This is a genomic window from Candidatus Polarisedimenticolia bacterium, assembly GCA_036004685.1.
GTDB lineage: Bacteria > Acidobacteriota > Polarisedimenticolia > Gp22-AA2 > AA152 > DASYRE01.
The window spans coordinates 1-24248 of the sequence record DASYRE010000049.1; the positions used below are offsets into that span (position 1 = coordinate 1).

Consider the following 24248-nt stretch of genomic DNA (forward strand, 5'->3'; position numbering starts at 1 on the left):
AATCATGTTACATTCGGCCCCCGATCCATCCCGGCTCGCCGCGTTGCGCCTCGCTTGCGTACCGCCTTGGGTACGCGACGCTCTGGCGCGCCTTGCGATCCGGGCGCCTCGGCGACCTCGGTGTTAACATGATTTCCGAAATGCAACACTAGAGGCCGCGCTCCTTGAGAACCCGCATCAGCTCGAGGATGTTGAAGGGCTTCCGGAGGACCATGGCGCCCGTTCGCCGGGTCACACGGCGGAGCTGGTGTTCCCGCGCCTCGCCCGAGATGAAGACCACCCGATCGCGAAAATAGGGATTGAGCTGCAGGACCCGATCGTAGAGGAGCAGACCATCCTCCTCGGGCAGGACGAGATCCACGACGAGACCGTCGAAATTCGCCTCCGCGATGCGCTCCATCGCCTCGTCGGAGTTGAACGCCGTCTCGACCCGGTAGCCGGCGCCCGACAAGACCTCCTGCAATAGTTCCTGGACTCCGGGATCGTCGTCGACCACCAGCAGGCGCCGGGGATTCGCCTCCTCCGGGGCCAGAATTCCTTCCGCATGCTCCACCTGACCCGACAGATGGAGATCGTTGAGACGCGCTCTCGGATCCATTTTCTCCCCCTTCCACGATTCTCGCCTGACGCGATGGCTCAGGCGCACGAAGGTGAATATGGGCCGGAGGAGGATCTTTTCAATTCGAATTCTGAAATCCGCGGAAAGACGGAAGTGCGGTATTTTTGGACACTTGCGAGGTCCGTGCGGGTCCGGCGTGGTTTTCAGCTGGGAGGATGGCGGGATTGCTAGAGAGCGGGAGTTTTCTCCCCGCCGGGCGGCCGATGTGGCCGCCGATTCCGGGGCGAATCGGATTTGGTGGAGCTGACGGGGATCGAACCCGTGACCTCATGACTGCCAGTCATGCGCGCTCCCAGCTGCGCTACAGCCCCATCAGGAAGGGCGCGAGTATAGCCGAAGGCCCCCGGGGGCGCAAGGATTGACCCGGCTACTGGATGTAGCCCAGAGACTTCAGACGCTCGATCACGTTCGAGTCGACCTCCTGGTCCGCCGCCGCGGGGGAAGGAGCCGGGCGCGGCGGGTAGGCGTCGACGTAGGCCGCTTTCCGGCGTTCCGCCCCGAGCTCGGAGAAGGCTCCCGCCAGGATCTTTCCGGGAAGCTGTCGCGAGATCGGCTCGCCGATCAGGGCGAAGACGGTGGGAAGAACGTCGACGAGTGTGGCTCCTTCGATGGTCGCTCCGGGAGCGATGCCGCGTCCGTAGAGGGCGAGGATTCCCTCCAGCCGATGATGGCCCGAGGTCGTCGGCTTGCCGGGGAAGAAGACCGGCTTGAATCCGTGGTCCGAAAGCACGACGAGCGTGGAGTGCTGGTCCATGCGGGACATGAACTCGCCCAGAATCTCGTCGATGTATTCGTAATAGCCCGGAATCACCCCCTTCAAGATCTCAATCTCGGCCGGAGGCGTCGCGTAGGGCTCGTCCTGGGGGTAGGTGAACTTCCAGAAGCGGTGGCTCACGACGTCGATTCCCCCGAAGTACACCGCGAAGAGATCGACGCTGTGGCGGGCGTACAAATGAAGGCCGATGCGGCGGTAGGTCTCGTCGGAGGCGAGACTCCACAGGAATCCCTCGACGCATTCCCGGGCCTCGGGGCTCACCCGCGGGAGCGCGGAGGCGTCGTAGAAGCGCCCGACCAGCGCCCGATCCAAGGCTTCCGGCTTCACCTTCAGGGGCTCGATCTCCCGCATCAGGGAATCGGGAAAGGTCTGCCGGGGGATTCCCTCGACCACGGTCCCCTTCAGCGGACGCCCCGTGGACCAGTTGAAAACGTACGGGAGATAGGAGGTCACCATGTACCCATGGATCGGCTCGGCGGGCCAGGTGGCGAGCCACGCGACGACGCCCGCGGTCCTGCCTCCGTCGCGGTTTCCCAGGATGTTCCAGAAGGCCGGAGCCGACCGCATGTCGGACGTGACCGGCCGGTAGCCGCCGCCGGGAAGCCGCACGATGAAATCGGCGATTCCGTGGCTCGCGGGCGGCAGCCCGGTCGCGATCGTGGTCCAGAGCGCGGGAGAGAGAGTCGGCTCCATGGAGAGCAGCACCCCTGACGCCCCTCCGTCGACCATTTTCCGGAAGTGGGGCATCCGGCCCGCGTCCATCAGCGGCCGGATGACGCGCCAATCGGCCCCATCCACCCCGAAGACGATCACCTTGAAGCGCTCGGAGAGCGGAGGCAGGCCTGGCGAGGACGTTCCCCCCCTCCCCGAACAGCCCGCCGACAGCGCCATCACGACCAGCGCCGCGGCCGCCATCCATCTCGACGATTCGGCCGGTTTTTGAGGAATCACGCGCCTTCCGAAAGGATCCGATCGCTTGTCATTATATCGGTTCCTCGGCTATTGTATCGGGTCCCCGGAAGCGCATCGGTGCTGGTGTGCCGCCTGGACTTCAAATCCAGTGGGACGTGGCGAGAGCCGGGTCCGGTGGGTTCGATTCCCACACGCTTCCGCCAGCGGGTCGACTCCTTAGGTCGGTGATTGAATCGAGACATCCAGCTCAATCTGTTCCCCATTTGATTTCCCTGGAGGTGCCATGAGACGTGGTTGGTTTGCGGTTGTTCTGCTGGCGGCGGTCGCTGTGCTTCCCCAAACGGCCTGGGCGCAAGGATCCAAAAGCGTGGACGGAACGGTCTGGACCAAGCTCAACGCCGACAACAAGGCGCTGTTCACCCTTGGATACTTCACGGGCATTCAGATATTCGCGAAGTTCGCTCCGGGTCCCTGCACCGGCTGCGTCGCCGAGTGCATGGACGAATCCTCCGCCAAGCTCGTGCCGGTCGGCACCGCGATTCCCCAGGTGGTCCAGGTCGTCGATTCGATCTATCAGGATCCCGCCAACGAGGTCATTCCCGTGCAGTGGGCCCTGAAGCTCGCCGCGCAAAAGTCGAAGGGGATTTCGGACGAGGAGTTCAAAAAGGCGCTGGCCGAGGCCCGGCAGGGAAGCGCCCCGGCGGCCCCGGAAGCTCCTCCGGCCGCTCCGCAGCCCGCTCCCGCCCCCAAACCCTGAGACCTGCGCTCCGCTCACCTCAGGCCCAACGCGCGACGGCCGGAGAGACAAGGGTTCGTTCTGCCGGGATCGCCTGGACGGCAACCTCAGAGATCACCGACCAAAGTCGGATTTCCGATCCTGACGCGCCCCTTCCACGCAAGGCTCTCCGAGCCCTGCCTGCACCACTCCAGGATGTAGCCCCGGCAGCGCCGCTGACAACTCCGGAACAGCCTCCCATGAAGCAGCCGGGCGCCCTTCCGGCGCTGCGGAGGAAAAACGCCAAGCGGCTCGCTCGTGGCGCCCGCGCGCCAATCGGCCGAGCGATCCGGCCGTGGATGACACAAAAGGACAGGTCGGTGTCCTCAATCTGCCCGCCGATTCCCTGTTTCCGCTGCGCGGCTGGACATGTCATCGGTGCGTCGACCCAGCCAAGAAAGCAACGCTTGCCGTTGGAACAAAAGGACTTATATTCAAACCAGCCAGTTCCGTTGCGCCTCGCCGCAGGAGACCGGATGTTTGACGCGGAAGGATTGGATCTTCTTCAGCTCGCCAGGAAACAGGTCCTGAAGGGGGACTATGCGGAAGCGCTGCGCAGCTTCCAGCTGGCGCTTCAGCTTCTCGTGTTCGACGGCAACCTCGCGGTCCATCCGCAGTACCTCTCCCATTACGGCGTCGCCCTGGCGGGATCCGCGGGGAAGATTGAAGAAGGACGCCGTCTCTGCGAGCGCTCGATTCAATTGGAGCCCTACGAGCCCGAGCATTACCTCAATCTCGGCGTGGTGCTGCTGATGCGCGGCGACCAGGCCGGCGCGTTGACGGCGTTCTCGCGGGGGCTGGCCGTCCGCTCCGATCATCCCGATCTGCTCGAAAGGATCCGGACGGCCGAGCGCCGGCGCACCGTCCTCTTTCCTGCCCTCCACCGAGATCACGTCCTGAATCGTTGTCTCGGGAAAATCATCGCGGCGCGCCGCCTCACCCGACTCTCCTGATCCGTTCGCCTTCTTCCACCCCGAAGGGGTCCCCGCTATAATGGCGTCCTCCTCCGTGAGTGAGGAAGGCCTCCTTCGGGGTGATCCATGCCGATTCAAAGTGCCTCCGCGGAACGGGCCGCCGAGTTGCTCTCCTCCGAGCAAGGCTATGTCTATCTGGACGTCCGGTCGATCCCGGAGTTCGCGCAGGGACATCCCCGCTCCGCCCGCAACGTCCCCCTCCTGCATGCCGAGCCCGGCTCCCGGCAGCTCGTTCCCAATCCGGACTTCCTGAGAGTGGTGCAGGCCAACTTCCCTCCCGAGTCCCGCCTCCTCCTCGGCTGTCTCTCCGGCGGGCGCTCGCTGAGGGCGGCCGAAATACTCGAGGAAGCCGGATACCAGAATTTGCTGAACGTCCGGTGCGGGTTCGGCGGGGCGCGTGACGACTTCGGGCGAGTGACCGAGCCGGGATGGGAGGCCCTGGGCCTGCCCGTGGAACGTGAAGAGACTCCCGGACGTTCCTATCAGACCCTGCTGCGGCGGGCGGACGCTTGACCGTTTCTTCTTCGGAGCGGCCTCACCTCGCGGCGAGCCGTGCCCTCGCCTCCCACCTGTCGGTCGTCATTCCGGTCTTCAACGAGGAGGAGAACCTGCCGGAGCTGAACCGCCGTCTCCGTGAAACGCTGGAGGGAGCCGGCATTCCCTACCGACTGCTGTTCGTCAATGACGGAAGCCGCGATCGATCTCTCGATTGGCTGCGCGCCCTGTGCACCGCCGACTCGCGCGTCAGGGTCCTTTCCTTCTCGCGGAATTTTGGCCATCAGATCTCGATCAGCGCCGGCATCGCCCATGCCGACGGCGACGCCGTGGTCGTCATGGATGCCGACCTCCAGGATCCTCCCGAAGTGATTCCTCACCTTCTCGAGCGTTGGGCCGAGGGCAGCGACGTTGTCTACGCCGTCCGCAGGAGGAGAAAGGAGGGGGGAGCAAGGCGTGCCGCTTACAAACTTTTCTACCGGATCCTGTGCGGCATCAGCAGCGTCGAGATCCCGCACGACTCGGGCGATTTCTCCCTCATGGACTCGCGGGTGGTGGCGCACCTTCGGAGCTTTCCCGAGCGCAACCGGTTCCTGCGCGGACTGCGGGCGTGGGTCGGATTCCGCCAGACGGAATGGGTTTACGAACGGATGGCCCGGGCTTCCGGCGAGCCGAAATACCGGATCCGCCACCTGGTGAAGCTGGCTCTGGACGGTTTCTTCGCCTTCTCCACCGTCCCGCTCCAGATCGCGACCTACCTCGGGTTCATGGCGGCGGGCCTCGGCTTTCTCTATCTCCTCTTCGCGCTCGCCAGCCGATTCCTCTACAACACCCCGGCGGGCTGGACGTCTCTCGCCGCCATCATCCTATTCCTGGGCGGGACGCAGCTGTTGATCCTGGGTATCCTCGGCGAGTACCTGGGACGGGTCTACGAAGAGGTCAAACAACGCCCTCTCTACATCCTGGACGAGAGGATCGGCTTTCCGGATCAGGGTTGATCCCTTTGTCGTCGAGGAGCGGTCCATGGATCCTTCGATGTACCGGGCGTTCGCGGAGCTGCATGAGCGCCGTCACTGGTGGTTCGTCGGCCGGCGGCGGATCGTGGCCTCGATCCTGGCATCGGTCCTCGGAGATCGCCGCAACCTCGAGATCCTGGACATCGGTTGCGGGACCGGAGGAATGATCCCGCTGTTGAGGCCGTTCGGCCGCGTGACCGCGATCGATCCCTCGGAGGAGGCGATCCTCTACTCGAGCGAGCGCTATTCCGGCCAGGCCATTCTTCGGCGGGTGGATTTCCCAAGGGAGCCGCCGCCGCGGGAGCGTTACGATTTGGTGACCCTTTTCGACGTCCTCGAGCACCTCGACGACGACCGGGAGGCCTTGTCTAAAGCAGCTCGCCTGCTCGGACCCGGAGGACGGCTCATCCTCACCGTTCCGGCGCACCGCTCGCTCTGGTCTCCCCATGACGAAATCAATCAGCATCGCCGGCGTTACGCCCGGGCCGAGCTTCAGGGCCGCATCCGGGAGGCGGGCCTCAGGCTCCTGCGGATGACCTATTTCAATGCCTTGCTGTTGCCGGCCGTCTGGGCCGCGCGCCGCATCCGCCGGGGGGCGGCCCTGGAGGGGGATCGACGCTCCGACTTCAGGATCCAGACGGGCTGGATGAACAACTTCCTGGCTGCGGTGTTCGGTGCGGAGCGCTTCCTCCTACGCGCCTTCGACCTTCCCCTCGGCGTTTCGCTGCTGGCGATCGCCGCCCCCGGAGAGCCTGCGGTCCGATGAAGAAGAGCCATCTCGGAATCATCCTGCTCCTGTCGCTGGCGGTTCGCGTTCCGCTCCTGGTCTTCCAGCACGATGCCTATCTCACCGGCGGGATCACTACCTCGCTCGGGCTGGTCGCGCGGAATCTTCTGGAAGGAAGGGGCCTCTCCGAGACGACGGGGCCGTTCAGCATCCTGCAGCTCTACGACCGCCAGGTCGGCGAGAAAAGGCTGATCGACATCCAGGACTTCCCCGACCCTCCGGACCAGTCGACGAAGCCGCTGATCCAGAGGATGCCCGGTTATCCGTTTCTCCTGGCCGCCCTCTGGAAGGTCACCGGCGAGTACCGCTATCTGCCCGTCCAGATCCTTCAGGTGGGCCTCAGCGCCCTGCTGCCGCTGCTCCTTGCCGGCACGGCCCGCCGCCTGTTCGGCTCCGCGGCCGGGCTCGCCGCGGGGGTGCTGGCCGCGCTGAACGTGCCGGAGGCGCGCCTGTCGCTCGTTCCTCTCTACGATTGGTGGCTCGTGCCCATCGCCGCGCTCTACGCGTGGATTCTGGTGCGCAGCGCGCCGCGCGGCTACCCGGCCCGCGACTTCCTGCTCCTGGGCATGGTGGGGGCGGCCGGCGTCTACCTGAAGCCGACAGTGGCCGCCCTGCCCCTGTTCGTGGTCGCGGCTCTCCTGCCGCGACTCTCGCGCCGTCAGCTGGTTCTGCGCGGCGCCCTGGCGTTCGGGATTCCGCTCCTGGCGTTGCTCCCTTGGGCCGCGCGGAACCACCGCGTCTTCCACCGTCCCATCCTCACGACGACTTTCTTCTGGGCGACGATCTGGGAGGGCTACGGGGAGATCCCGAACCGCTTTGGCGCGGTGCTGGACGACCGGCGAACCTACATGCAGGTCCTCTCCCGGGACAAGCTGCTGGAATACGGGACGCCGGAGTACGACGACTACTTCCGCGCGAAGGTGCTCTCGGTGATGGCTTCCAATCCCGGCTTCGTCGCCGGCCTCTGGGCGCAGCGACTCATCAGAGGCCTTCTGTTCCCCGACAACTCCTGGGGCATTCCATGGGCGGAGGACCTCGAGGCCAGCTACATCTACTTCCAGTCGACCCATGGCGGCGGACCGCTCGCCTATCTCCGGGCCAGGCCCGGGGTCGCCGTGGTGAAAGTGGCCCGGAAGATCTGGGAGCCCTTGCTTCTTGTCCTGGCCCTGCTGACTCTGGGAGCGGATCGGGCACGCTTTAAGGAGTTCCTGCCGCTGGTCGCCATTCCCCTGGCCGGGCTCGCCGCGACGATTCCGCTCCACTTGGAGAGCCGATACTTGCTGCCCGCCACGCAGATCTGGATCCTCTTCGCGGCGGCCCCCGTTGCCGCCTGGCTCGTCCCGGGATCGCCGGGGTCGGGAGGAAGAGCCGAGGCGCCCGAAGCGCCCCCATGATTCCGCGCCGGCTCTCGACCGGGATCGACGCCTACAGGATCTGGTACAAGATCACCTTCCAGAGGGGCCGGATCCTGTCGACCGATCCCGAGGCATGGCGTCGCTACTCCGACCCCGCCGTCTTCTCGTCGGCCGGAGCCTTCTTCTCCTGTGATGGCACCCCGCCCGCGGTCCGGATCTCCGAGGAACCGGTCCGGGCGGGAGCGCGCGTGCGGCGGCTCGAGTTCGCCAGCAAGCGCCCGCTCAGCTTCCCCGAGACGAATCGCGCGGTGGGACATCTCTACACGCCGCTGGAGCGGCCCGACGCGCCGGTCGTCGTCCTGAGCCATGGATGGGCCCACCGGGGCCGGCGCGGCATCGAGCGGCTCTACGTCCGCCCGCTCCTGAGGCGCAACCTGGCCGTGCTGCTTCCGGCGCATCCGCTGCATTACGAGCGGACCCCCCGGGGGACTTACAGCGGCGAGATGATGGTTTCGGGGGACGCCGCGCTGACCGTCGAGGCTTTCCGGCAGGCGGTGACCGACGCCAACGCCGCCGTCAATTATCTGATCGCATCGGGAAGGAGGCGGTGGGGGCTGTTCGGATACTCTCTCGGCGGTTACATCGCCGGACTGCTGGCCGCCGCTCGCCGGGACGCCGCCTTCCTCGTCATCGCCGGCTGCGGCGACTCCGTCATGTCGCCGATCCTGGAGACCCGGTTGGGACGGAACGTCCGGGAAGATCTCTCCCATTCGGGCCTGCTCGATCGCCAGAAGCTGGAGCTGTTCTGGGGAACGATTTCCCCCTCCCGCTGGAGCCCGGCGCTGCCGCTCGACCGGATCCTGCTGGTCGCGGGGCGATACGATCGGATCATGCTCCCCGAATCGGTGGAGCGGCTCTGGCGTGCCTGGAATCGCCCCGCGATCCACTGGCTCCCGCGGGGCCACTACACTCTTCTCGCCGCTCCGGGCGCCTTGCTGCGTCATGCCCTGCCTTTCATGGAGCGCCAGCTTGCGGGAGAGTTTTCCACGGCGTGAGATCGGGAGGGGACGAATCCGGCGCCCGGCTTCGAGTCGCCGGAAACGGGAACGAGACGGCGAAATCATAGCGCCGTCGAAAACGGGCTGAAGATCAGAGATTGCTGGGAAGGTCATCACCGAGGAGCGTGCTCTCGCCGAAGAGAGAGAATCCGCCGCCCCACACGATCGAGTCGGCGCTGATCCCGCCGCCCCACACGATCGAATCGGCGCTCATGCCGCCACCCCACACGATCGAGTCGGCGCTCATGCCGCCGCCCCACACGATCGAGTCGGCGCTCATGCCACCGCCCCACACAATCGAGTCGGCCCTCATGCCGCCGCCCCACACGATCGAGTCGGCCCTCATGCCGCCGCCCCACACAATCGAGTCGGCCCTCATGCCGCCGCCCCACACGATCGAGCTGGCCCCGGCGTTGCCCGGTGCGACGCTTCCGCTGGAGGAGGCCGCGGCGCGGCGGCCCCATACCGTCGCGTCGCCCCAGACGGCGCCGGTGCCGCGCTGCGGATCGGAACCCCAGATTACGTCGCCGCCCCAGACCGCCGCGTCGCCCCAGAGGGTTCCCGGGTCCTGGAAGAGGATTCCGGTCTCCGTCCACGTCGCCTTGGGGGAAAGCGCCGGAAGCAGGGCGACGTCTGCGAGGCCCAGGGCCGTGATGAGATCGGCGAACCCGGCGCCTTCGGAGAAGACGTCGTAGCCCAGGCGCTTCTCGGCCCCCTTCATCAGACGGGCCTTCACCGTGTCCGGGGTGATGAGAGGCTGAGCCTGGATCATCAGCGCCGCCATGCCGGAGACGACGCCCGCCGACATGCTCGAGCCGCTCAGCTCGAAGTAGGGGGAGTCGAGCTGTGCCGCCGCGGGGTCGCTCCGATAGGCGCCCTGCTTTACGCGCAGCGCCGCATAGGCCGTGTCGAGAGCCGAGCCTTCGGCGCGCAGCGAGATGGTCCGGTTGCCCGGCGCCACCAGATCGGGCTTGACGACGTGATCCAGGTAGGTCGGTCCGCGGGAAGTATAAGAAGTCAGAACGTCGTCAGGCCGGACCGCGCTCCGGTAATTGTTGGAGGCTCCCACCGTGATGATCGAGGGATCGTTGCCGGGGCTGTGAATCGTCGCGTAGCCTCCCGTCCCCGAGTTCCCCGCGGCCGCCACCACGACGATGCCGGACCTCCAGGCGAGTTCGACCGCCTGGCAGAGGGGATCGTCGACGTACGATTGCTCCACCGAATGGCCCAGCGACAGGTTCATCACGCGGATGTTGTAGGCAGACCGGTTCAGGACGACCCAGTTGATGCCGGCCAGAACGTCGCTGACCCGGCCGCTTCCATCCGGGCCCAGGACGCGCACCGAGACGAGCTTCGCCTTGGGGGCGATTCCATTGAAACGCCTGAAGGACTGCGAGTCGCTGCTGGCGCTGCCGTCGCCGGCGATGATTCCGGCGACGTGCGTCCCGTGGCCGTAGTAATCCGCGAATCCCTTCTCGTGACCGACCACCTCCACTTCCGCCACCTGGCGGCTGCCGATGTCGGAATGATTGGCGATCCCGGAGTCGACCACCGCCACCGTCACTCCGGCGCCGTTAAGAGAGGACCCGAGAGGCGTGGTCTGGCGCGCCGCCTGGTCGGCGCCCACCGTGACGTAGTTCAGGTCGTTGAAGGATCGGACGATGAAGTCGTAGGAGACGTGGCGGACGTTCCTGCCGCGGGAGAGCGAGCGCAGCGAGCCTGCCGGAACCGATGCCGAATAGGCGCCGAGCTGGCTGAAGCGCCGGCCGGCGCGGACTCCAAGCAACTGCGCCGCGGCGTCGTCCGCCTCATCGGAAGGCTCGGTCGTCGACACGATCACGGGAACCATGTCATCCGGCTCGAGAGCTTCAAGGAGCTTGATCAGCCGCGGGCTCAAGCGCGAATCGTCGGAACTTTCGGCCGCCTGCGCCGCCGGCCAGCTGGCCCAGTCGAAGATCCCTCCCGAAAGGATCAGGACGAGCGCCAGAATGATCGCCATCCTTCGATTTCGTTTGCGAGCCGGCATACAGCCTCCCCTTTTTCTCCGCCGCGCCTATTCGCGCTGCCTAGAGCGCCTTGTCAGACGCCCGTCAGCGCATATCAATGACTGCAACGCGGGTACCAGAGGCGCGTCAGAGGGTTGGCGGCAAACCGAGCCGGTTGATTCGGAAGAGGTTGAGCGTCGCGAGGAAAGGGAACGATGCCTTTCGGACAGCTTCCCGGGAGCGGGCCGCGTGTGGGGGTTTCGCTCCGATTGATCCCGGCCGGCCGCCGGTGCGGCCCGGAACTCTCTCAATCGCTTCAGTTGGATTCGGTGACGGGCTTCTGGGCAGGGATGTCCAATTCCGCTTCAGTTTTCGGAGCCGAGGCCGCGGCGGCGCTCGCCGGACCCGCTCGCCTTTACACCGCCTGAAGGGGCCGGTAAGATGCCGCCCTTGCGGGAGCGTCGTCTTGGCGAGATTCGCAGCGGCGATCGTTCTTCTACTCCTGACGGCATCCCCCGCGCTGGGCGCGCCCGGCATCGGATTGGACGATGCGCCCGCCGCGGAGCGCGGCCCCTTCGAGGAGAGGAACCAGCTTCCCTTCGATCTCCTCTTCCTCGCCTTCCCGGCGCGCGGCGGCCGTACGCTGCTCCCGGGCGAGCAGCAGTTTCTCGTCAGCCAAACCTATTCCAACACCTTGATCGGCTCCGACATCTTCTTCACCGATCTCGACCCCGCCTCCGGCGCGCGCCAGCATCTTTCTCCGATGCTGGTCGCCGCGGCCCAGGCCTCCCATCCCGGACGGAGCCTGTTCTTCTTGGACCTGGAGCATGGCCGCACCGAGCTGCGCTGGCGCGCGGGGGTTTTCCGCTGGCTCGAGCTGGGGGCGGAGGTTCCCTTTCTCTCGTACCGGGGAGGCTCGTTCGACGGACTGATCGAGAGCTATCACCGCCGCCTCGGACTGCCGTCGGGAGGACGCGACCTCTTCGTCCGGGACAGAGTCGGCATCGCGCTGACGTGGGATGATGAAATCTATTTCGCCGGCGCCAGCCCCAGCCTGTTTCAGATCGGCGACGTGTCGCTCTTCGGGAGGATCCCGCTCCGGCAATCGCCGCGCGGCGATCTGGCGCTCTCGGCGGCGGTCAAGCTCCCGACGGGGAACGCCGAGAACCTGGGCGGCAGCGGCGGCGCCGACTACGGGCTCGAGGTGGAAGGCACGGGGAGGTGGGGCCGCCAGCGCCTTCACGGCGCTGCGGGATGGGTGCTGCCGGGAGGCTGGTCGCTGTTCCCGCGCTTCGAGCCGGCGAGGATGTGGAGCCTGTTGGCCGGCTACGAGTTTCTCTCAAAGCGCCGTCTTTCCTGGATTGTCCAGGTGCAGTCTCAGAGCAGCGTCTTCCATGGATGGCGACAAGCCGACCCCGATCTCTCCAGGCCGAGCAGCGAGCTGCTGGTGGGATTGAAGCGATCCGGCCGGAACGAGATCTGGACCTTCGAGGCCGCCGTCATCGAGGGACTGTTCGACCAGAACAACGCGGTCGACATCGGGATCCGGACGGGCGTGTCGCGGCGTTTCCCGGGACGCTGAACCGGCGGGAAGTCAGGGGCTCGCGGCCGCAGGCCGGCCCGGCGCTCCCGGGGGCGGCTCGGTGATCGCCAGGGTTTGATCCGCGGCCACGCCTTGGAGCACCTGGATCGCTCCGGAGGGCCAGCGAATCTCCACGCGGTCGGCTCTTGGCGAGTCACCCAGGCCGAAGTGGAGGATGAGCTCGTTCTGGGAGAGATAAGAAGTCCCGCTCCGGATCTCGTCGATCTGGCGTCTCTTTCCCACCGTCACGACCGCCCGCGCTCCGATGGCGTCCCGGTTCGAGCGCCTCCCGGAAAACCGGAGGCGCAAGAAGTGGCTCCGGTTGCCGCCGTCGTTGCGCAGCAGCGCGGCCGGTGAATCGTGGTTGCTGAGGACGACGTCGAGATCGCCGTCGCCATCCAGGTCGGCCACCGCCATTCCCCTTCCCACCTGTGCGGTGGAGAAATACGGGCCCCTCTCGGGACCGACTTCACGCATCTTTCCGTGGCCCTGGTTCTCGAACAAGAAGGCCCGCTGTTCGTAGCTGAGCGAGTCGTTGAACTGCTTGATGTTGTCGATGATGTGACCGTTCGTCACGAACAGGTCCTGATCGCCGTCGTTGTCGATGTCGAACAGGTTCGTGCCGAAGCCGACGAACGGGATGCTGATCTCGCCGATCCCGGACGGAAAGGTGGCGACCTCGAAGCGCAGCCCGCCAAGATTCCGCCAGAGCTCGTTCGGCTCCCCCGAGAGGTTCGTGACGATGAGGTCGAAGCGGCCGTCGTTGTCGTAGTCGCCGGAATCCACTCCCATCCCGGCCTCGGGCCTGCCGTCCTCGCTGTAGCCGGTGCCCGACTCCAGCGTCACGTCGGTGAACGTGCCGTTCCCGTTGTTTCGGTAGAGGACGCCCGGCACGGAGTCCTTGGCCACGTAGACGTCGAGATCGCCGTCCAAGTCGAGATCGCTCCAGACCACTCCCAGCCCCTTCCCCCAGTGCTCGGTGAGCCCCGCCTTGCGCGTCACCTCGGTGAAGGTGCCGTCGCCGTTGTTGTGATAGAGAGTGTCCGGCACCCCTTCGTAGGCGTCGGGGTGGCAATAAGCCCGGATCTTGCGCACCGGATCGCCGCACCATTTGTTGTGATCCAGGTTGAAGTCGACGTAGTTCGCGACGAACAGGTCGAGGCGCCCGTCGCCGTCGTAATCGGCGAACGCGGCGCTGGTGCTCCACAGGGGGTCGGTGACGCCCGCCTGCTTCGTGACGTCGCGGAACGTGCCGTCCCCGTTGTTCCGGTAGAGGATGTTGGGGCCGAAGTTCGTCACGTACAGATCGATTCGACCGTCGTTGTCGTAATCTCCCGCGGCGCATCCCATTCCATACCCGTACCCGGCGACTCCCGCCTGCCGCGTGACGTCGGCAAAACGCCCTTTCCCGTCGTTCCGATACAGGACGTTGCCGGGGCGCCCGGCTCCGCTCCGGACCGGACCCGATTGCACGAAGTAGAGATCGGGATCTCCGTCCGCGTCATAGTCCAGAACGCACACCCCCGAGCCCATGTCCTCGATCATGTTCTTCTCCGCCGTCGCGCCCGACACGTGACGGAAGGCGATCCCCGAAGCGGCCGCCACCTCCGTGAAAGTCGGCTTGGCCGGCTTGGAGGCGGTGGGTCCGGCCGCCGGACCGGGGCCCGACAGCGCCAGCAGGAAGCAGACGCAAGGAATCGCCGCGCCTCGCCTAGAAACCGGTCTTGTTCTCACCGATCGCCTCCAGCCGGTCGAACGCCTCCCGCTCGCGGCGGCTCTTTTCCTCTTCGCCGCTCTGCTGATAGAGCACGGCCAGGAGGTAGTGCGCCTCGGTCAGCTTCGGGTCGCTCGCCACCGCCTTTTCCAGCGCCGCCCTCGCCTCTTCCGGCCGTTTCATCTTGAGCAGGCATTGCGCCCTCCCCAGCTGGTAGCGGCCCGACTCCGGAGAAATCGCCAGCAGCCGGTCGTATTCCTTGAGCGCCGCGACGTAGTCCGCCGTGAGGAAGAGCTCCCGCGCGTTTCCTTCGGCCGCCCGGTCCTTCGCCTGCCGGTCCCACAGGCGCACGAAGATCTCCTGCTCCCGCGCCGCCTCGGCCTTTTTCCCGCGCCGTGCGTAGACCTTGGCGAGATTGAAATGGGCCTGGCTGTTCTCCGGCGCCAGCGCGATCGCCCTCCCCAGCTCCTCCTCGGCGCGGCCATCGTCCCCGCCGCGCATGAAGCAGAGTCCGAGCATGTAGTGCGCCTCGGCGTGGCCGGGCATCTCCACGAGGAGGCGTCCCAGAAGGCTGCGGGCCTCCGCGTAATCGCCGGCGCGGTAGCGGACCAATCCGAGGTTGTAAAGAGATTGCGGATCTTGCGGATGGCGCTCCAGCACTTCACGGAAGAGCCGGGTCGCCTCCTCGTAGTCTCCCAGCCGCAGGGCGATGCGGGCGAGGCCGAGGCGCGGCTCCGGGGCTTCGGGGTGGATCGCCAGCAGGCGCCGGTACTCCTCCTTCGCCGGGGCGTACTGTCTGGCCTGCGTCAGCGCGGCGCCGAGAAGAGTCGACACGCGGGTGTCGGCCGGAACGAGATCGCGCGCTTTCTGGAAGGAGGAGGCGGCTTCGTGGTATCTCCCCTGCCGGTACTCGCCCACTCCCTCGTTCACCCATCGTGCCGCTTCGGCCGGGAGACCCCAGTCGGGATGGGACGGCGTCGGGGGGCCGGACGGCTTTGCCGGCGCCGTCCGGGTGGCCGGGCTGGAAGCCTCGCGACGGCCGCAGCCGGAAGCCAGGAGTAGACAGATTCCCGCGCCGGCGGCCACGCGCCGCAGCGCTCCTCCGCGGCTCATCGCCCCGTCTCTCCCTTGGCGGCGTCCCCCCGGGAGCCGCGCGAAAGGAGGAGGACCCTCTTGACCACCGGATGTCCGACCGCGACCGCCGCGAGGAGCAGGAGAATCAAGGGGTAGAGAATCGTTCCGACGATCATGGCCGCGGCGCAGAGAGTGAACGACCCGACGACGCTCCATCGTTTCCTTGTTCCACCGGCTCGCATGTCGTTCTCCCCGCGATCAGCTCGGCGAGGATAGCATATCCCGGGAAGGGCTTCGGGACGGCCGCTCCACGTTGACGCTCCTCGGAGGCGACCGTATAATTTTCGCCAGGGTCCGACCCGCGCGCGACGACGGGCGGGAACGGACGGCGGAATGCCGAGGCCTCGCACGGCCCAACCTCTGCATCGAGAACCAGGATGACGACCGGCCCAGGCAGCCCCCAGGGGAAGGGAATCCTGTTTCCTGCCCTTGCCTTGGGGATCCTGCTCCTCGTGGCGCTGGGCGTCTCGCTGGTGTCGGGCCGCGGCGGCTATTCCCTGGGCTCCTCCGGCCGCACCGATTGTCTTCGCTGCCACGCGCGGCCCGCCGATCTGAAAGGCGGAGGCGATCCCGGGCTGGTCGAGCAATGGCGCCGATCGGTGCACTTCCGCCGGGGGGTCGGGTGCGAGGACTGCCACGGAACGGACCACCAGAAGATGATCGAGACGCACGGAGAGGTCTCCGCGGGAAGGTGCGGAGCGTGCCACGCCGACCGGGTCCGCGAGTTCGCGAACCAGGGTCATGCCATCGCCTCGACCATGGCGGAATCGAATGCCCGGTTCCTGGCGCAATCCCCGGAGATGCGGCAGCAGGGGTGCATGGGATGCCACGCCATCGGCAAGCGCTTTGCGGACGGCAGCGTCGGGAAATGCAACGCCTGCCACGTCGGCCACGCCTTCTCCGCCGAGCAGGCCCGTGAGCCGGAAGCCTGCATCACCTGCCACGTCGGGCCCGATCACCCGCAGAACGAATCCTACGAGGAGTCGAAGCACGGAATCGCCTACCGGGCGACGCGGGACGTCAAGCAAGCCCCCACCTGCGCCTCCTGCCACATGCCCGGCGGGACCCATGACGTCACCTTCGGGATGACGCTGGGAGGCGCGGCCTTCGGGGGCGCGCTGGAGGGGGAGAGTCACAAGCTCCCCATGAAGACGCTCAGCCGGGCCGAGTTCGATCGCAAGCGCCGCGAGATGCTCCAGGTCTGCAGCGACTGCCATGCCACCTCCTTCGCGCGCGACTCTCTCGCCGGCGCCGATGCGATCAAGAAGCAGACCGACGCTCTCGTCGACCGGGCGGCGGGGATCGTCGAAGCCGTATGGCGGGCGGGAGCGCTCGATCCCCGTCCGGAAGATCGGCCTTCGAATCCGGTGGAAGGAGCGGTGCTGGTCCTCGGGACCCATCAGCTCTACGAGGAGACCTCCCCCCTGGAGCAGCGTTTCTTCGAGCTCTCCGCTTTCTTCGGGCCGACGACCTGGAAAGGGGCCTATCATCACTCTCCCGACCACACCCACTGGCTGGGGAACATGAAGGCCAAAGAGAGCCTCATCTACATCGAGGCAGAGGCGCGCCGCCTCACGGGGATCTCGTTCGCCAGAACGGAGTCGAATTGGCCCGCTCCGCCCGCACCGGATCTCGCCCGCGCCGCCTCTCCACCGACCCAGACCCGGCCGGCCCAGACGCGGCCCGCCGCGGCCGGCGTTCCGGCCCGTCCGGCGCCGCTCCCGCCGGCCTCGGAGACCCGCTCCCCCACCGATCCGGTCCACCCCGCCGCGCCGTTCTCGCGGACGTTTATCCCCCCTTCGGCTCTCGGAGTGCCCTTCAAGGCGGGCGCGCGGTATCTGGGAGATCGCTACTGCGAGGGATGTCACGCGGACGTCTACGGCTCCTGGCGCAGGACGGAGATGGCCGCCACGTTCGGCGCCCTTTTTCCCGGCGCCGATCGGGAGCCGAAGGTGAAGAGCCTCGGAATCGATCCCGACGCCGACTTCACCCACGATCGCACCTGCTTCCCCTGCCACACGACCGGGTACGGCCAGCCCGGGGGATTCATTTCCCTGGAGAAGACGCCGAGCCGTCTCGGCGTGCAGTGCGAGTCGTGTCATGGCCCGGCGAGCGAATACATGGACCACATGAACGCCCGGAAAGGAGGCGGCAAGGTGGCCAGCCCCGGCCTGGTCCTCGCCGACCAGCGCGTCTGCCTGCAGTGCCACCATCCGTCCGATCCCTGCCCCGATCCCAAGTACGTCTTCGATTACGCCTTGATGAAGACGAAGGGATTGCATGAAATCCACCGCTAATCCCTTCCCGGGGGGGGCGGCCATCCCGCTGCTCGTGGTTCTCTGCCTCGCGCCGGCCGCCTGCCGGAGAGCGGCCCTCGCGCCGGGGCCCGAGGCCACTTACGTCGGCGCGGAGCGTTGCGCGGGATGCCACGCCGAGATCACCGGCCGCTGGAAGGCGACGGCTCACGGCAATCACGCCTTCGTCGCCTCGGACGCCGTGGTCAAAGGGGACTTCAAGCACAAGAACGTCTACGTCTACCGAGGAGTGACCTCCCGGATGTGGACGGCGGACGGAAAGTACTTCATGGAGACGGAGGGGCCGGACGGCGCGCCGCACGCCTACCCGATCGATATCGTCCTCGGATGGCGCCAGACGCAGGTCTACCTGACCCGTTTTCCCGACGGCCGCTACCAGACGCTGCCGACCTACTTCGACGTCAAGGAGAACGCCTGGTTCGACCAGACCGAGGGGGTCGTCCCGAGCGGCGGGAAGAAGCTGACCCCCCGCGACCAGCTCTTCTGGGCGAATCGCGGGCGCACCTGGAATTCCGGTTGCAGCGGCTGCCACGGAAGCCAGGTCGAGAAGAACTACGATCCCCGGTCCAATTCGTATCACACCACCTGGACCGACCTGACGATCAATTGCGAGACCTGCCACGGACCCGGGAGCCTGCATGTCGAGGCCTGGACCCGGGCCGGGACCGGAGGCGAGGTGGACGAGGCGAAAGCGGGACTCGTCAAGCTGGAGGCGCTCACGCCGGAAAGGCAGGTGGAGGTCTGCGCCCGGTGCCACGCCGCCAAAACCCCCATCGCGCGGGGATGGCAGCCCGGCAAACCGCTTCTCGAGTATTTTCAGCCGGCGGTCCCCGGGATGGAGCAGCAGTTCTTCTCCGACGGCCGCAACAAGGGGCTGAACTACGATTACGTCGCCTTCATCCAGAGTCTCTGCTACCGGCAAGGGAACCTGACTTGCACGGGATGCCACGCCGCCCACGGGGCGGGCAATCCGATCGATCTGATCGAGCCGGAGGAGCGGCTGGACCGGGTCTGCGCGCCCTGTCACGCCGACATCGCCGCCGATGCTCCAGCGCACACCCATCACGCCGCCGGGAAGAGGGGAAGTCTCTGCGTCGACTGCCACATGCCCAACGTGGACATCCTGGGGAAGCGCATCCAGGCGCGGGATCATTCCCTCTCCGTTCCCGTCCCCGGGAACACCAAGAATTTCGGGATTCCGAACGCCTGCAATACCTGCCACCGCGATCGCGATCCTGAATGGTCGGCCAAGACCATCCAGGAGTGGTACCGCACCGACCAGCAGGATCGGATCCGTCTGACCGCCGCGTTCTTCTTCGGCTCGCGGAAGGCTCCCGAGGCCGCGCCGGTCCTTCTGGACCTGTTCAGGAATCGTGAAGCCCTCTCCCCGCCCCGCCGCGCCGGGATTCCCGCGATCCTGGCGGAGTACAACGACCCGGCGCTCCTGGCGCCTCTCGTCCCGGCGCTCCTCGATCCCCAGGAGGCGCTTCTCGTGCGCTACAAGGTGGCCGCCGCCATGGCTACGGTCCCCGCGCCGGCCACCGATCAGGCCCTGCTGCGGGCGCTTACCCGGCCGGAGCCGGCGGTCTCGCGGCTCGCCGGGATCGAGCTCGCCCGGCGCGGCGTGAAGCCGCGCGATCCGGCGCTGCGCGCCGCGATCGGCCGAATCGTCAAGGAGCACGAAGAGCAGGTGGAGAAAGTGCGCGCCGACGTCCCCGAGGATCTCGCGAGCCTGGGGGACATCTACGCCAAGCGGGGTGAGGAAGACCGCGCGGTGGAGAAGTACGAAGCGGCGCTGAGGCTGAACTCCGAGCTTCCGGAGGTCCAGATCCGGCTGGGCACCTTGTACGCGCGCCGAAAGGAGGTCGAGCGCGCCGCGGCCTGCTTCCGGGCGGCCGCCGAATTCCTGCCGCGCAGCGGCGTGCCCCTCTTCAACCTCGGGAGTCTCTATCTGCAGACGGGACGGAGCGCCGAGGCGATCCCTCACCTGACGAGGGCTCTCGAAATCGATCCCGGCTATCGGGAGGCCCGCTACAATCTCGCCGTGGCGCAGCTGGAGGACCGGCGCTTCGCCCCCGCGCTGGAAAACCTGAAGCGGCTCGCCCCGAGCCGGCCGGGGGATCCGATGATTCAGTATTATCTCGGCCGCGCCTTCGAGGGTCTGGGGCGCAAGGACGCCGCCGCCGACTCCTACCGCAAAGCGTTGGAAATCGCTCCCGATCTGTCGGACGCGCGAGGAGCGCTGGCGAAGCTGCAGGGGCCGCCGGGGTAGCTCTTCCCGCCCGGCTCGGTCGCGGCGCGCCGTCGGAATTCCGACGTTCCACGCTCGAGACGTCGCGGCCCGTTCCTTTGACAATCCCGGTGTCGGACCCTAGATTTCACGCCGAGTCGGCTCGCATGGCGGGGACCGGAGGATGCGGCGTGAAGTTGGAAAGCGCGGAAAGGGGATGGGAACGCTCTGAACGGGCCGCTCCGGCCGCCGCGTCCGGCGGACTGGTCCGGAGCCTCCTGCAGAAAGTCTTCGGCCGGCGCCGGCGCATCCTCGTTAATCTCCGTTACCAGCTCAAGATGGCCATGATAGGCACGATCGGAATGGGATTCCTGGTCGGCCTGATGATCCTGATCCTGTACCGAATCAACGCGCAGAATTCCCGGGAACTCCTGGAGGTGGCGCCTTTCCTCAAGGAGAGCCTGGCGGTGCGCGACCGCAACCAGCTCCTGGTGATGCTCGCGGGCGGAATCGTTTTCATGGCCGGCGTGTTCCTCGTCGAGATCCTCGAATCCCACAAGACGGCCGGGGTCATCCACAACGTGCGAAGACGGCTGGAGGAGGTGCGCTCCGGCCGCTTCAGCGCGCGCGTCAAGCTTCGCAAGCACGACAACTTTCCGGAGCTTGCGGAATCGTTCAACGACATGGTCTCGGTCATCCGCTCCCGGACCGAAGGGGATCTCGCCACGCTCGGCCGGATGGCGTCGCTCGCCGCCGACCTGCTCCGCGAGGAGGTCCGCGGCAATCGCGAGGGACTCCGCCAGATTGCCCACACGCTCCGGCAGTCGCTGGAAGACGCCCGGCGCCACAAATCGGAGCTGCTGCGGCCCTGATCTCGTCGCCGCGAGCTCCTCCAGCTGAACTCTTCCGGGCGGCGTTACGAATGAACGCAGATTGTTGTTGACTTCTCGGGACGGCGACGGTATGCTACAGCTCGTGTCTGCGAGGAGTTACCCGGCTTGAATGGCAAATAACCACGAAAGCGCTTCTCGGCTTTGGTGGTTTTTTTTTGCCTTGAGACGGGCTTCAGCCACGGCGGTGCGATAGCCGCCTCGAACCAAGGCAAGGCCTTGTATCTTAGTCGAAAGGAGGTAGTTACAGTAGTGCCCAAAGGAAAAGTGAAGTGGTTCAACAACGCCAAAGGGTACGGCTTCATCCAGCAGGAAGACGGAAGCGACATCTTCGTCCATTTTTCTGCCATCAAGGGTGAGGGGTACAAGACCCTCGAAGAGGGTCAGGTGGTGGAATTCGACATCACTCAGGGACCGAAAGGTCTCCAGGCGGAGAACGTCGTTAAGGCCTAAGCTCCTTTCGACTTTTGCTCCAATTGAACCCCGGCGGACGCCCGCCGGGGTTTTTTATTGTCTTTTTATTGTGCCGGAGCGGCGTCCACGGAGGGACCCGGGTCGTGCAGATCGGGGTGCTTCTTGAAATAACGCTGGATGACCCATTCGGGCGTCTTCGCCGCCTCGCCCGCTCCGAACTTGCTTTCGAACACCCCGTCACCGTCCGTGTCGACGATCGCGTAGACGTCGGTGGGCTTCCCGTCCTTCCCCTTGATGTGGAACTGGCAGGCGAAGACCTCCCCTTCGATCTCCAGGGTCTCGAAGACCACGTCCTGATCCTTCTTCTTGTAGATCTTCATCAAGGTCTCCTTCCCGGCGATGCGGCCGGTGGCGTCCACGGGTCGGATCGCCTTCTTCTCGGCGCGGGCCGGATTGGGAAAGAGCCAGCCGCCCTTCTTGATCTGCGCCGCCGCCAGGGGAAGGGATCCGACGGCCGCCACGAGCAGCAGGGAAAACGCTCTTCTCATCATAATCCGACGCTTTTTCCTCACGGGTGCGCCATCCTAGCATGAGGCTTGGAGATCGTCCAAAATCGCGGCTTCCGTGGCAACGCTCCGGAGCGTCAGGCCTCCAGATCGCCGTCGGGGCTGGAGTTGGCGAGGATGGTCTTGTAATAAGGAAGGAGCCGTTCCTCGTAGACCGCGATGAGCTTGTCCAGTAGCTCGACGGGATTCTCGCTGTAGACGACCTGAGCCCCCGTATTCTTCTGGATGAAGGAGATGATCGTCTCGATTCGATCGGTGATGCCGCCCGTCCCCTTGAGAACCCCGATGACCTTCGCTTCGTCGAAAGCGATGGCGAACTCTCCCAGCGTCCCGGATCGGCCGCCCATGAAGACGACCATGTCGCAGGAGCGGATGTTCTCGATCTCCCGGCCCATCAGACCGCTTCCCGTATAGATGATGGCGTCGTACCCGTGATAGGGAGAGGCGTACTTCATGGCGTGCTCTTCGAAATTCAGGGCGGGCGAGATCCCGACCACCAACCCTCCCGATTCCTTGGCGCCGAGGACCGCCTGGTGAGGAAGGCCGGGACAGGCGCCGGTAATCAGGACGCAGCCGCGGCGGGCGATCTCCTGGCCCATGCGGTAGGCCTTCTGGAGGATCTCCCGGCTGATGTCTCCGCCGGCGGAGCCCATCACGCCCACGGTGATCCTGAGGAGCGTGTGGACCGGGTCGTCTTTGCTTGCGCTCATCGGGCGCGGAGTCTAGCACAGCGGGTGGCGCGCGCCAAGACGAGGAGCTTCGACCGGCCGGGGATCAGTCCGGGTTTGACCCTGCCCGGGAGCGGCTCTTATAATGCGCCGCCACGGGGACGTCCCCGCAACTTCGGACAATCTCGATGAAGCTTCGCTTCCTACGCTCGGCCGGAATCGCCGCCGCCGTGTTCGCCGCTCTCGCCGCCGGCGGCTGTTCGCCGGGGACCGGGGCCTTCACGCTTCCCGACGATCCCCTCGTAGGCCGGCCGGCGCCCCCCTTCGTCTTCCACAACGTGCACCAACGCCCCTTTCCGTCGCTGAACTTCGCGGGCAAGACGCTGGTGCTCATTTTCGTCCGGGCGGGGCAGCCCGAGGTCCAGTCGCTGCTCCTGGAGATGGAAAGGATGCACCGGGAGCCGGAGTTCACCGCGGTCCAGTTCGTGGCCATCGCCCCGGAGCAGGATCCGATCACCCAGCCCTTTTGGATCGGACTGCGCAACACCCTGCCTCTGGCGCTCGACTACACCGACACGGCCGGACGTTACGGGGCGGGATCGCTCCCGATGATCGTGGTCCGCGATTTCCGGGAGATCATCCGCCTGAGGCTGGACGGCTTTACGGGAAAGGACTTCCGCCCGAAAATCGCGGCCGTTCGCAAGACCGTCCGGGAATCCGAGAACTTCCGGACGCAACCCTCTTCCGCCTCCCCCTCCCCCACTCCCTGAGCCTCAATCCTTCGCGCTCTTGCCCGGGTCGACTCCAAGGCGCCGGCGGGCGAGCGCGCGAAGCGCCAGAGCGATCGCCGCGAGGCCCAGGAGGAGCAGGACCGTCGTCCGCGCTCTCACCAGGTGAATCAGGGCGGTCTCAAGATGCGGTCCGGAGAGATGGCCGATCAGGAGGAAGAGCGGCACGCTGATGACCGCTCCCGCGAAATCGTAGAGGAGGAATCTCGCCCGCGACATCTCCATAATGCCGGAGGTGACGAACACCGGTCCGCGAAGCCCGGAGACGAACCTGGCGAAAAAGACCATCTTCTCCCCGTGACGATCGAACTTGCCCCGGATCCAGCGGTATCTCTTTTCGGTGAGCACCCGGGAGAAGCGCTTCTGCTTCCAGATCCTCGGGCCCAGGAGCCTCCCCAGGGAGTGCCCCAGAAAGTCCCCCGTCAGGACTCCGAGGATCCCCACTGCCACGGCCGGCACGGGATGAAGCAGGCTGCGGTTGATGAGATAGCCCGCGGCCAGCAGGGTGAGGTCCTCCGGCAGCGGGATTCCCAGGGCGGAGACTACCAGCATGAGGTAGATCCCCAGATAGACGAGCTCCGGACCCCATTCCTGGATTCTGTCGGCGACGGTCAGGAAATCCAAGGCTGGTTTGACTCGGAGGGAGTCTTCTCCCACAATGTCAGGGTTGGTTTTGGACTATAGCATAATCAGGGAGCGGTCGATGGCGTGCTTCGCCGCGCGGAGTTCGAGCTCGATGATCGGGCGGGCAACCGCCGCGATCGCGCTGTTCTCGCTGCTCCTGCTGACCCTGACCTCGGATCTTCACGTCCATCCTGGCTCGAAATCCTGGATTCCCTCCGGCGGCCCGATGCGGATGGAATCGTCGTCCACCTCGTCTCCGGCGCTGCCGGGCCGGGCCTCCCCCTGCCTTGCCTGTCTTCACTCGCGCGCCCACTCACTCGGTCCCTGCGAGAGTGTCTTCGAGGAGAAGCCGGTCTCGATCTCCCTGAACCGTCCACCGAACCCGCTTCCGCCTCCCCCGGCCCCCACGGTTCCCCGGACGGAGCCCCGCGCCCCTCCCGCCTGCTGACTCAGCCGACCATCGCTGGGAAGACGCTCCGGCATCAGCCTTGCCGGCGCGATCCCGAACTTTCCTGAACGGCGAGTATCCAGGACCGTCCCGCGCTCCCCGAGCCATGGGAACCGCGTTTAGG

Annotated in this window: 23 protein-coding genes and 2 tRNA genes; 15 read left to right on the forward strand and 10 right to left on the reverse strand. The window is 66.3% G+C overall.

The annotated features are described in order from the left end of the window. Positions 1-148 precede the first annotated feature (148 nt). The 3 genes from VGR67_13135 to VGR67_13145 all read right to left on the reverse strand — a co-directional run bounded on the left by VGR67_13135 (position 149) and on the right by VGR67_13145 (position 2345). Complete coding sequence (locus VGR67_13135; protein HEV8337355.1) at positions 149-598, reverse strand: response regulator; 450 nt, start codon at positions 596-598, stop codon at positions 149-151. Between the two features lie 256 nt (positions 599-854). Further along, positions 855-930: transfer RNA gene (locus tag VGR67_13140), tRNA-Ala, on the reverse strand. A 56-nt stretch (positions 931-986) separates the two neighbouring features. Beyond that, positions 987-2345 (reverse strand): alkaline phosphatase family protein, encoded by a 1359-nt coding sequence (locus VGR67_13145; protein HEV8337356.1) that lies wholly within the window; start codon positions 2343-2345, stop codon positions 987-989. A gap of 66 nt (positions 2346-2411) precedes the next feature. On the opposite strand from VGR67_13145, the gene VGR67_13150 reads away from it, so the two are divergent. From VGR67_13150 to VGR67_13185, 8 genes are all read left to right on the forward strand, one after another. Then, positions 2412-2509, forward strand: a tRNA-Sec gene (locus tag VGR67_13150). A 164-nt stretch (positions 2510-2673) separates the two neighbouring features. Then, complete coding sequence (locus tag VGR67_13155; protein HEV8337357.1) at positions 2674-3063, forward strand: hypothetical protein; 390 nt, start codon at positions 2674-2676, stop codon at positions 3061-3063. 494 nt (positions 3064-3557) lie between these two features. After that, positions 3558-4034, forward strand: coding sequence for a tetratricopeptide repeat protein (locus VGR67_13160; protein HEV8337358.1), 477 nt, complete (start codon positions 3558-3560; stop codon positions 4032-4034). Between the two features lie 87 nt (positions 4035-4121). Beyond that, positions 4122-4568: a rhodanese-like domain-containing protein gene (locus tag VGR67_13165; GenBank protein HEV8337359.1), complete on the forward strand. Its 447-nt coding sequence runs from the start codon at positions 4122-4124 to the stop codon at positions 4566-4568. Beyond that, entirely contained in the window at positions 4565-5548 is a 984-nt protein-coding gene (locus VGR67_13170) for a glycosyltransferase family 2 protein (protein HEV8337360.1), read from the forward strand. The genes VGR67_13165 and VGR67_13170 overlap by 4 nt, the downstream gene beginning before the upstream one ends. 25 nt (positions 5549-5573) lie before the next feature. Continuing rightward, positions 5574-6332 carry a class I SAM-dependent methyltransferase gene (locus VGR67_13175; GenBank protein HEV8337361.1) on the forward strand — a complete coding sequence of 253 codons (759 nt, stop codon included), beginning with the start codon at positions 5574-5576 and terminating at the stop codon, positions 6330-6332. Further along, on the forward strand, positions 6329-7747 hold the full coding sequence (locus VGR67_13180) for a glycosyltransferase family 39 protein (GenBank protein HEV8337362.1): 1419 nt from the start codon (positions 6329-6331) through the stop codon (positions 7745-7747). The genes VGR67_13175 and VGR67_13180 overlap by 4 nt, the downstream gene beginning before the upstream one ends. Further along, complete coding sequence (locus VGR67_13185; protein HEV8337363.1) at positions 7744-8763, forward strand: hypothetical protein; 1020 nt, start codon at positions 7744-7746, stop codon at positions 8761-8763. The genes VGR67_13180 and VGR67_13185 overlap by 4 nt, the downstream gene beginning before the upstream one ends. 94 nt (positions 8764-8857) lie before the next feature. Here the strand turns inward: VGR67_13185 and VGR67_13190 are convergent, their stop codons facing one another. Then, positions 8858-10765, reverse strand: a complete 1908-nt coding sequence (locus VGR67_13190; GenBank protein HEV8337364.1) for a S8 family peptidase — start codon at positions 10763-10765, stop codon at positions 8858-8860. Positions 10766-11217: 452 nt separating this feature from the next. Between VGR67_13190 and VGR67_13195 the strand changes: the two genes are divergently transcribed. Beyond that, the gene (locus VGR67_13195) at positions 11218-12333 is read left to right on the forward strand and encodes a DUF3187 family protein (GenBank protein ID HEV8337365.1); all 1116 of its coding nucleotides are present in this window, start codon (positions 11218-11220) and stop codon (positions 12331-12333) included. Between the two features lie 12 nt (positions 12334-12345). On the opposite strand, the gene VGR67_13200 is transcribed toward VGR67_13195, so the two are convergent. The 3 genes from VGR67_13200 to VGR67_13210 are packed head-to-tail and all read right to left on the reverse strand — an operon-like array spanning position 12346 to position 15363. Then, positions 12346-14067, reverse strand: coding sequence for a CRTAC1 family protein (locus tag VGR67_13200; GenBank protein HEV8337366.1), 1722 nt, complete (start codon positions 14065-14067; stop codon positions 12346-12348). Continuing rightward, positions 14045-15160, reverse strand: coding sequence for a tetratricopeptide repeat protein (locus VGR67_13205; protein HEV8337367.1), 1116 nt, complete (start codon positions 15158-15160; stop codon positions 14045-14047). Before VGR67_13205 ends, VGR67_13200 begins: the two co-directional genes overlap by 23 nt. After that, positions 15157-15363, reverse strand: coding sequence for a hypothetical protein (locus tag VGR67_13210; GenBank protein ID HEV8337368.1), 207 nt, complete (start codon positions 15361-15363; stop codon positions 15157-15159). Before VGR67_13210 ends, VGR67_13205 begins: the two co-directional genes overlap by 4 nt. Positions 15364-15558: 195 nt before the next feature. Here VGR67_13210 and VGR67_13215 point away from each other — a divergent pair, with 195 nt between their 5' ends. The 4 genes from VGR67_13215 to VGR67_13230 all read left to right on the forward strand — a co-directional run bounded on the left by VGR67_13215 (position 15559) and on the right by VGR67_13230 (position 21069). Next, entirely contained in the window at positions 15559-17478 is a 1920-nt protein-coding gene (locus tag VGR67_13215; protein HEV8337369.1) for a multiheme c-type cytochrome, read from the forward strand. Beyond that, positions 17462-19768 carry an ammonia-forming cytochrome c nitrite reductase subunit c552 gene (locus VGR67_13220; GenBank protein HEV8337370.1) on the forward strand — a complete coding sequence of 769 codons (2307 nt, stop codon included), beginning with the start codon at positions 17462-17464 and terminating at the stop codon, positions 19766-19768. The genes VGR67_13215 and VGR67_13220 overlap by 17 nt, the downstream gene beginning before the upstream one ends. Positions 19769-19917: 149 nt before the next feature. Then, positions 19918-20598: a hypothetical protein gene (locus tag VGR67_13225; protein HEV8337371.1), complete on the forward strand. Its 681-nt coding sequence runs from the start codon at positions 19918-19920 to the stop codon at positions 20596-20598. 270 nt (positions 20599-20868) lie between these two features. Continuing rightward, the gene (locus tag VGR67_13230) at positions 20869-21069 is read left to right on the forward strand and encodes a cold-shock protein (protein HEV8337372.1); all 201 of its coding nucleotides are present in this window, start codon (positions 20869-20871) and stop codon (positions 21067-21069) included. A gap of 65 nt (positions 21070-21134) precedes the next feature. Here VGR67_13230 and VGR67_13235 read toward each other — a convergent pair whose 3' ends face one another. Both VGR67_13235 and VGR67_13240 read right to left on the reverse strand, forming a co-directional pair. Beyond that, positions 21135-21581: a hypothetical protein gene (locus VGR67_13235; protein HEV8337373.1), complete on the reverse strand. Its 447-nt coding sequence runs from the start codon at positions 21579-21581 to the stop codon at positions 21135-21137. Positions 21582-21673: 92 nt separating this feature from the next. Further along, positions 21674-22306 carry a hypothetical protein gene (locus VGR67_13240; protein ID HEV8337374.1) on the reverse strand — a complete coding sequence of 211 codons (633 nt, stop codon included), beginning with the start codon at positions 22304-22306 and terminating at the stop codon, positions 21674-21676. 146 nt (positions 22307-22452) lie between these two features. Here VGR67_13240 and VGR67_13245 point away from each other — a divergent pair, with 146 nt between their 5' ends. After that, positions 22453-23034: a hypothetical protein gene (locus VGR67_13245; protein HEV8337375.1), complete on the forward strand. Its 582-nt coding sequence runs from the start codon at positions 22453-22455 to the stop codon at positions 23032-23034. Between the two features lie 3 nt (positions 23035-23037). On the opposite strand, the gene VGR67_13250 is transcribed toward VGR67_13245, so the two are convergent. Further along, the gene (locus tag VGR67_13250; GenBank protein HEV8337376.1) at positions 23038-23676 is read right to left on the reverse strand and encodes a DedA family protein; all 639 of its coding nucleotides are present in this window, start codon (positions 23674-23676) and stop codon (positions 23038-23040) included. Positions 23677-23788: 112 nt separating this feature from the next. Between VGR67_13250 and VGR67_13255 the strand changes: the two genes are divergently transcribed. Next, entirely contained in the window at positions 23789-24124 is a 336-nt protein-coding gene (locus VGR67_13255; GenBank protein HEV8337377.1) for a hypothetical protein, read from the forward strand. Positions 24125-24248 lie beyond the last annotated feature (124 nt).

Excerpts from the sequence above, each read along its gene's own strand:
- VGR67_13255 (HEV8337377.1), top strand. The coding sequence starts at position 23,789 with ATGATCGGGCGGGCAACCGCCGCGATCGCGCTGTTCTCGCTGCTCCTG.
- VGR67_13235 (HEV8337373.1), bottom strand. The coding sequence starts at position 21,581 with ATGATGAGAAGAGCGTTTTCCCTGCTGCTCGTGGCGGCCGTCGGATCC.
- VGR67_13180 (HEV8337362.1), top strand. The coding sequence starts at position 6,329 with ATGAAGAAGAGCCATCTCGGAATCATCCTGCTCCTGTCGCTGGCGGTT.
- VGR67_13190 (HEV8337364.1), bottom strand. The coding sequence starts at position 10,765 with ATGGCGATCATTCTGGCGCTCGTCCTGATCCTTTCGGGAGGGATCTTC.
- VGR67_13175 (HEV8337361.1), top strand. The coding sequence starts at position 5,574 with ATGGATCCTTCGATGTACCGGGCGTTCGCGGAGCTGCATGAGCGCCGT.
- VGR67_13210 (HEV8337368.1), bottom strand. The coding sequence starts at position 15,363 with ATGCGAGCCGGTGGAACAAGGAAACGATGGAGCGTCGTCGGGTCGTTC.
- VGR67_13220 (HEV8337370.1), top strand. The coding sequence starts at position 17,462 with ATGAAATCCACCGCTAATCCCTTCCCGGGGGGGGCGGCCATCCCGCTG.
- VGR67_13135 (HEV8337355.1), bottom strand. The coding sequence starts at position 598 with ATGGATCCGAGAGCGCGTCTCAACGATCTCCATCTGTCGGGTCAGGTG.
- VGR67_13160 (HEV8337358.1), top strand. The coding sequence starts at position 3,558 with ATGTTTGACGCGGAAGGATTGGATCTTCTTCAGCTCGCCAGGAAACAG.
- VGR67_13205 (HEV8337367.1), bottom strand. The coding sequence starts at position 15,160 with ATGAGCCGCGGAGGAGCGCTGCGGCGCGTGGCCGCCGGCGCGGGAATC.
- VGR67_13185 (HEV8337363.1), top strand. The coding sequence starts at position 7,744 with ATGATTCCGCGCCGGCTCTCGACCGGGATCGACGCCTACAGGATCTGG.
- VGR67_13245 (HEV8337375.1), top strand. The coding sequence starts at position 22,453 with ATGAAGCTTCGCTTCCTACGCTCGGCCGGAATCGCCGCCGCCGTGTTC.
- VGR67_13215 (HEV8337369.1), top strand. The coding sequence starts at position 15,559 with ATGACGACCGGCCCAGGCAGCCCCCAGGGGAAGGGAATCCTGTTTCCT.
- VGR67_13165 (HEV8337359.1), top strand. The coding sequence starts at position 4,122 with ATGCCGATTCAAAGTGCCTCCGCGGAACGGGCCGCCGAGTTGCTCTCC.
- VGR67_13240 (HEV8337374.1), bottom strand. The coding sequence starts at position 22,306 with ATGAGCGCAAGCAAAGACGACCCGGTCCACACGCTCCTCAGGATCACC.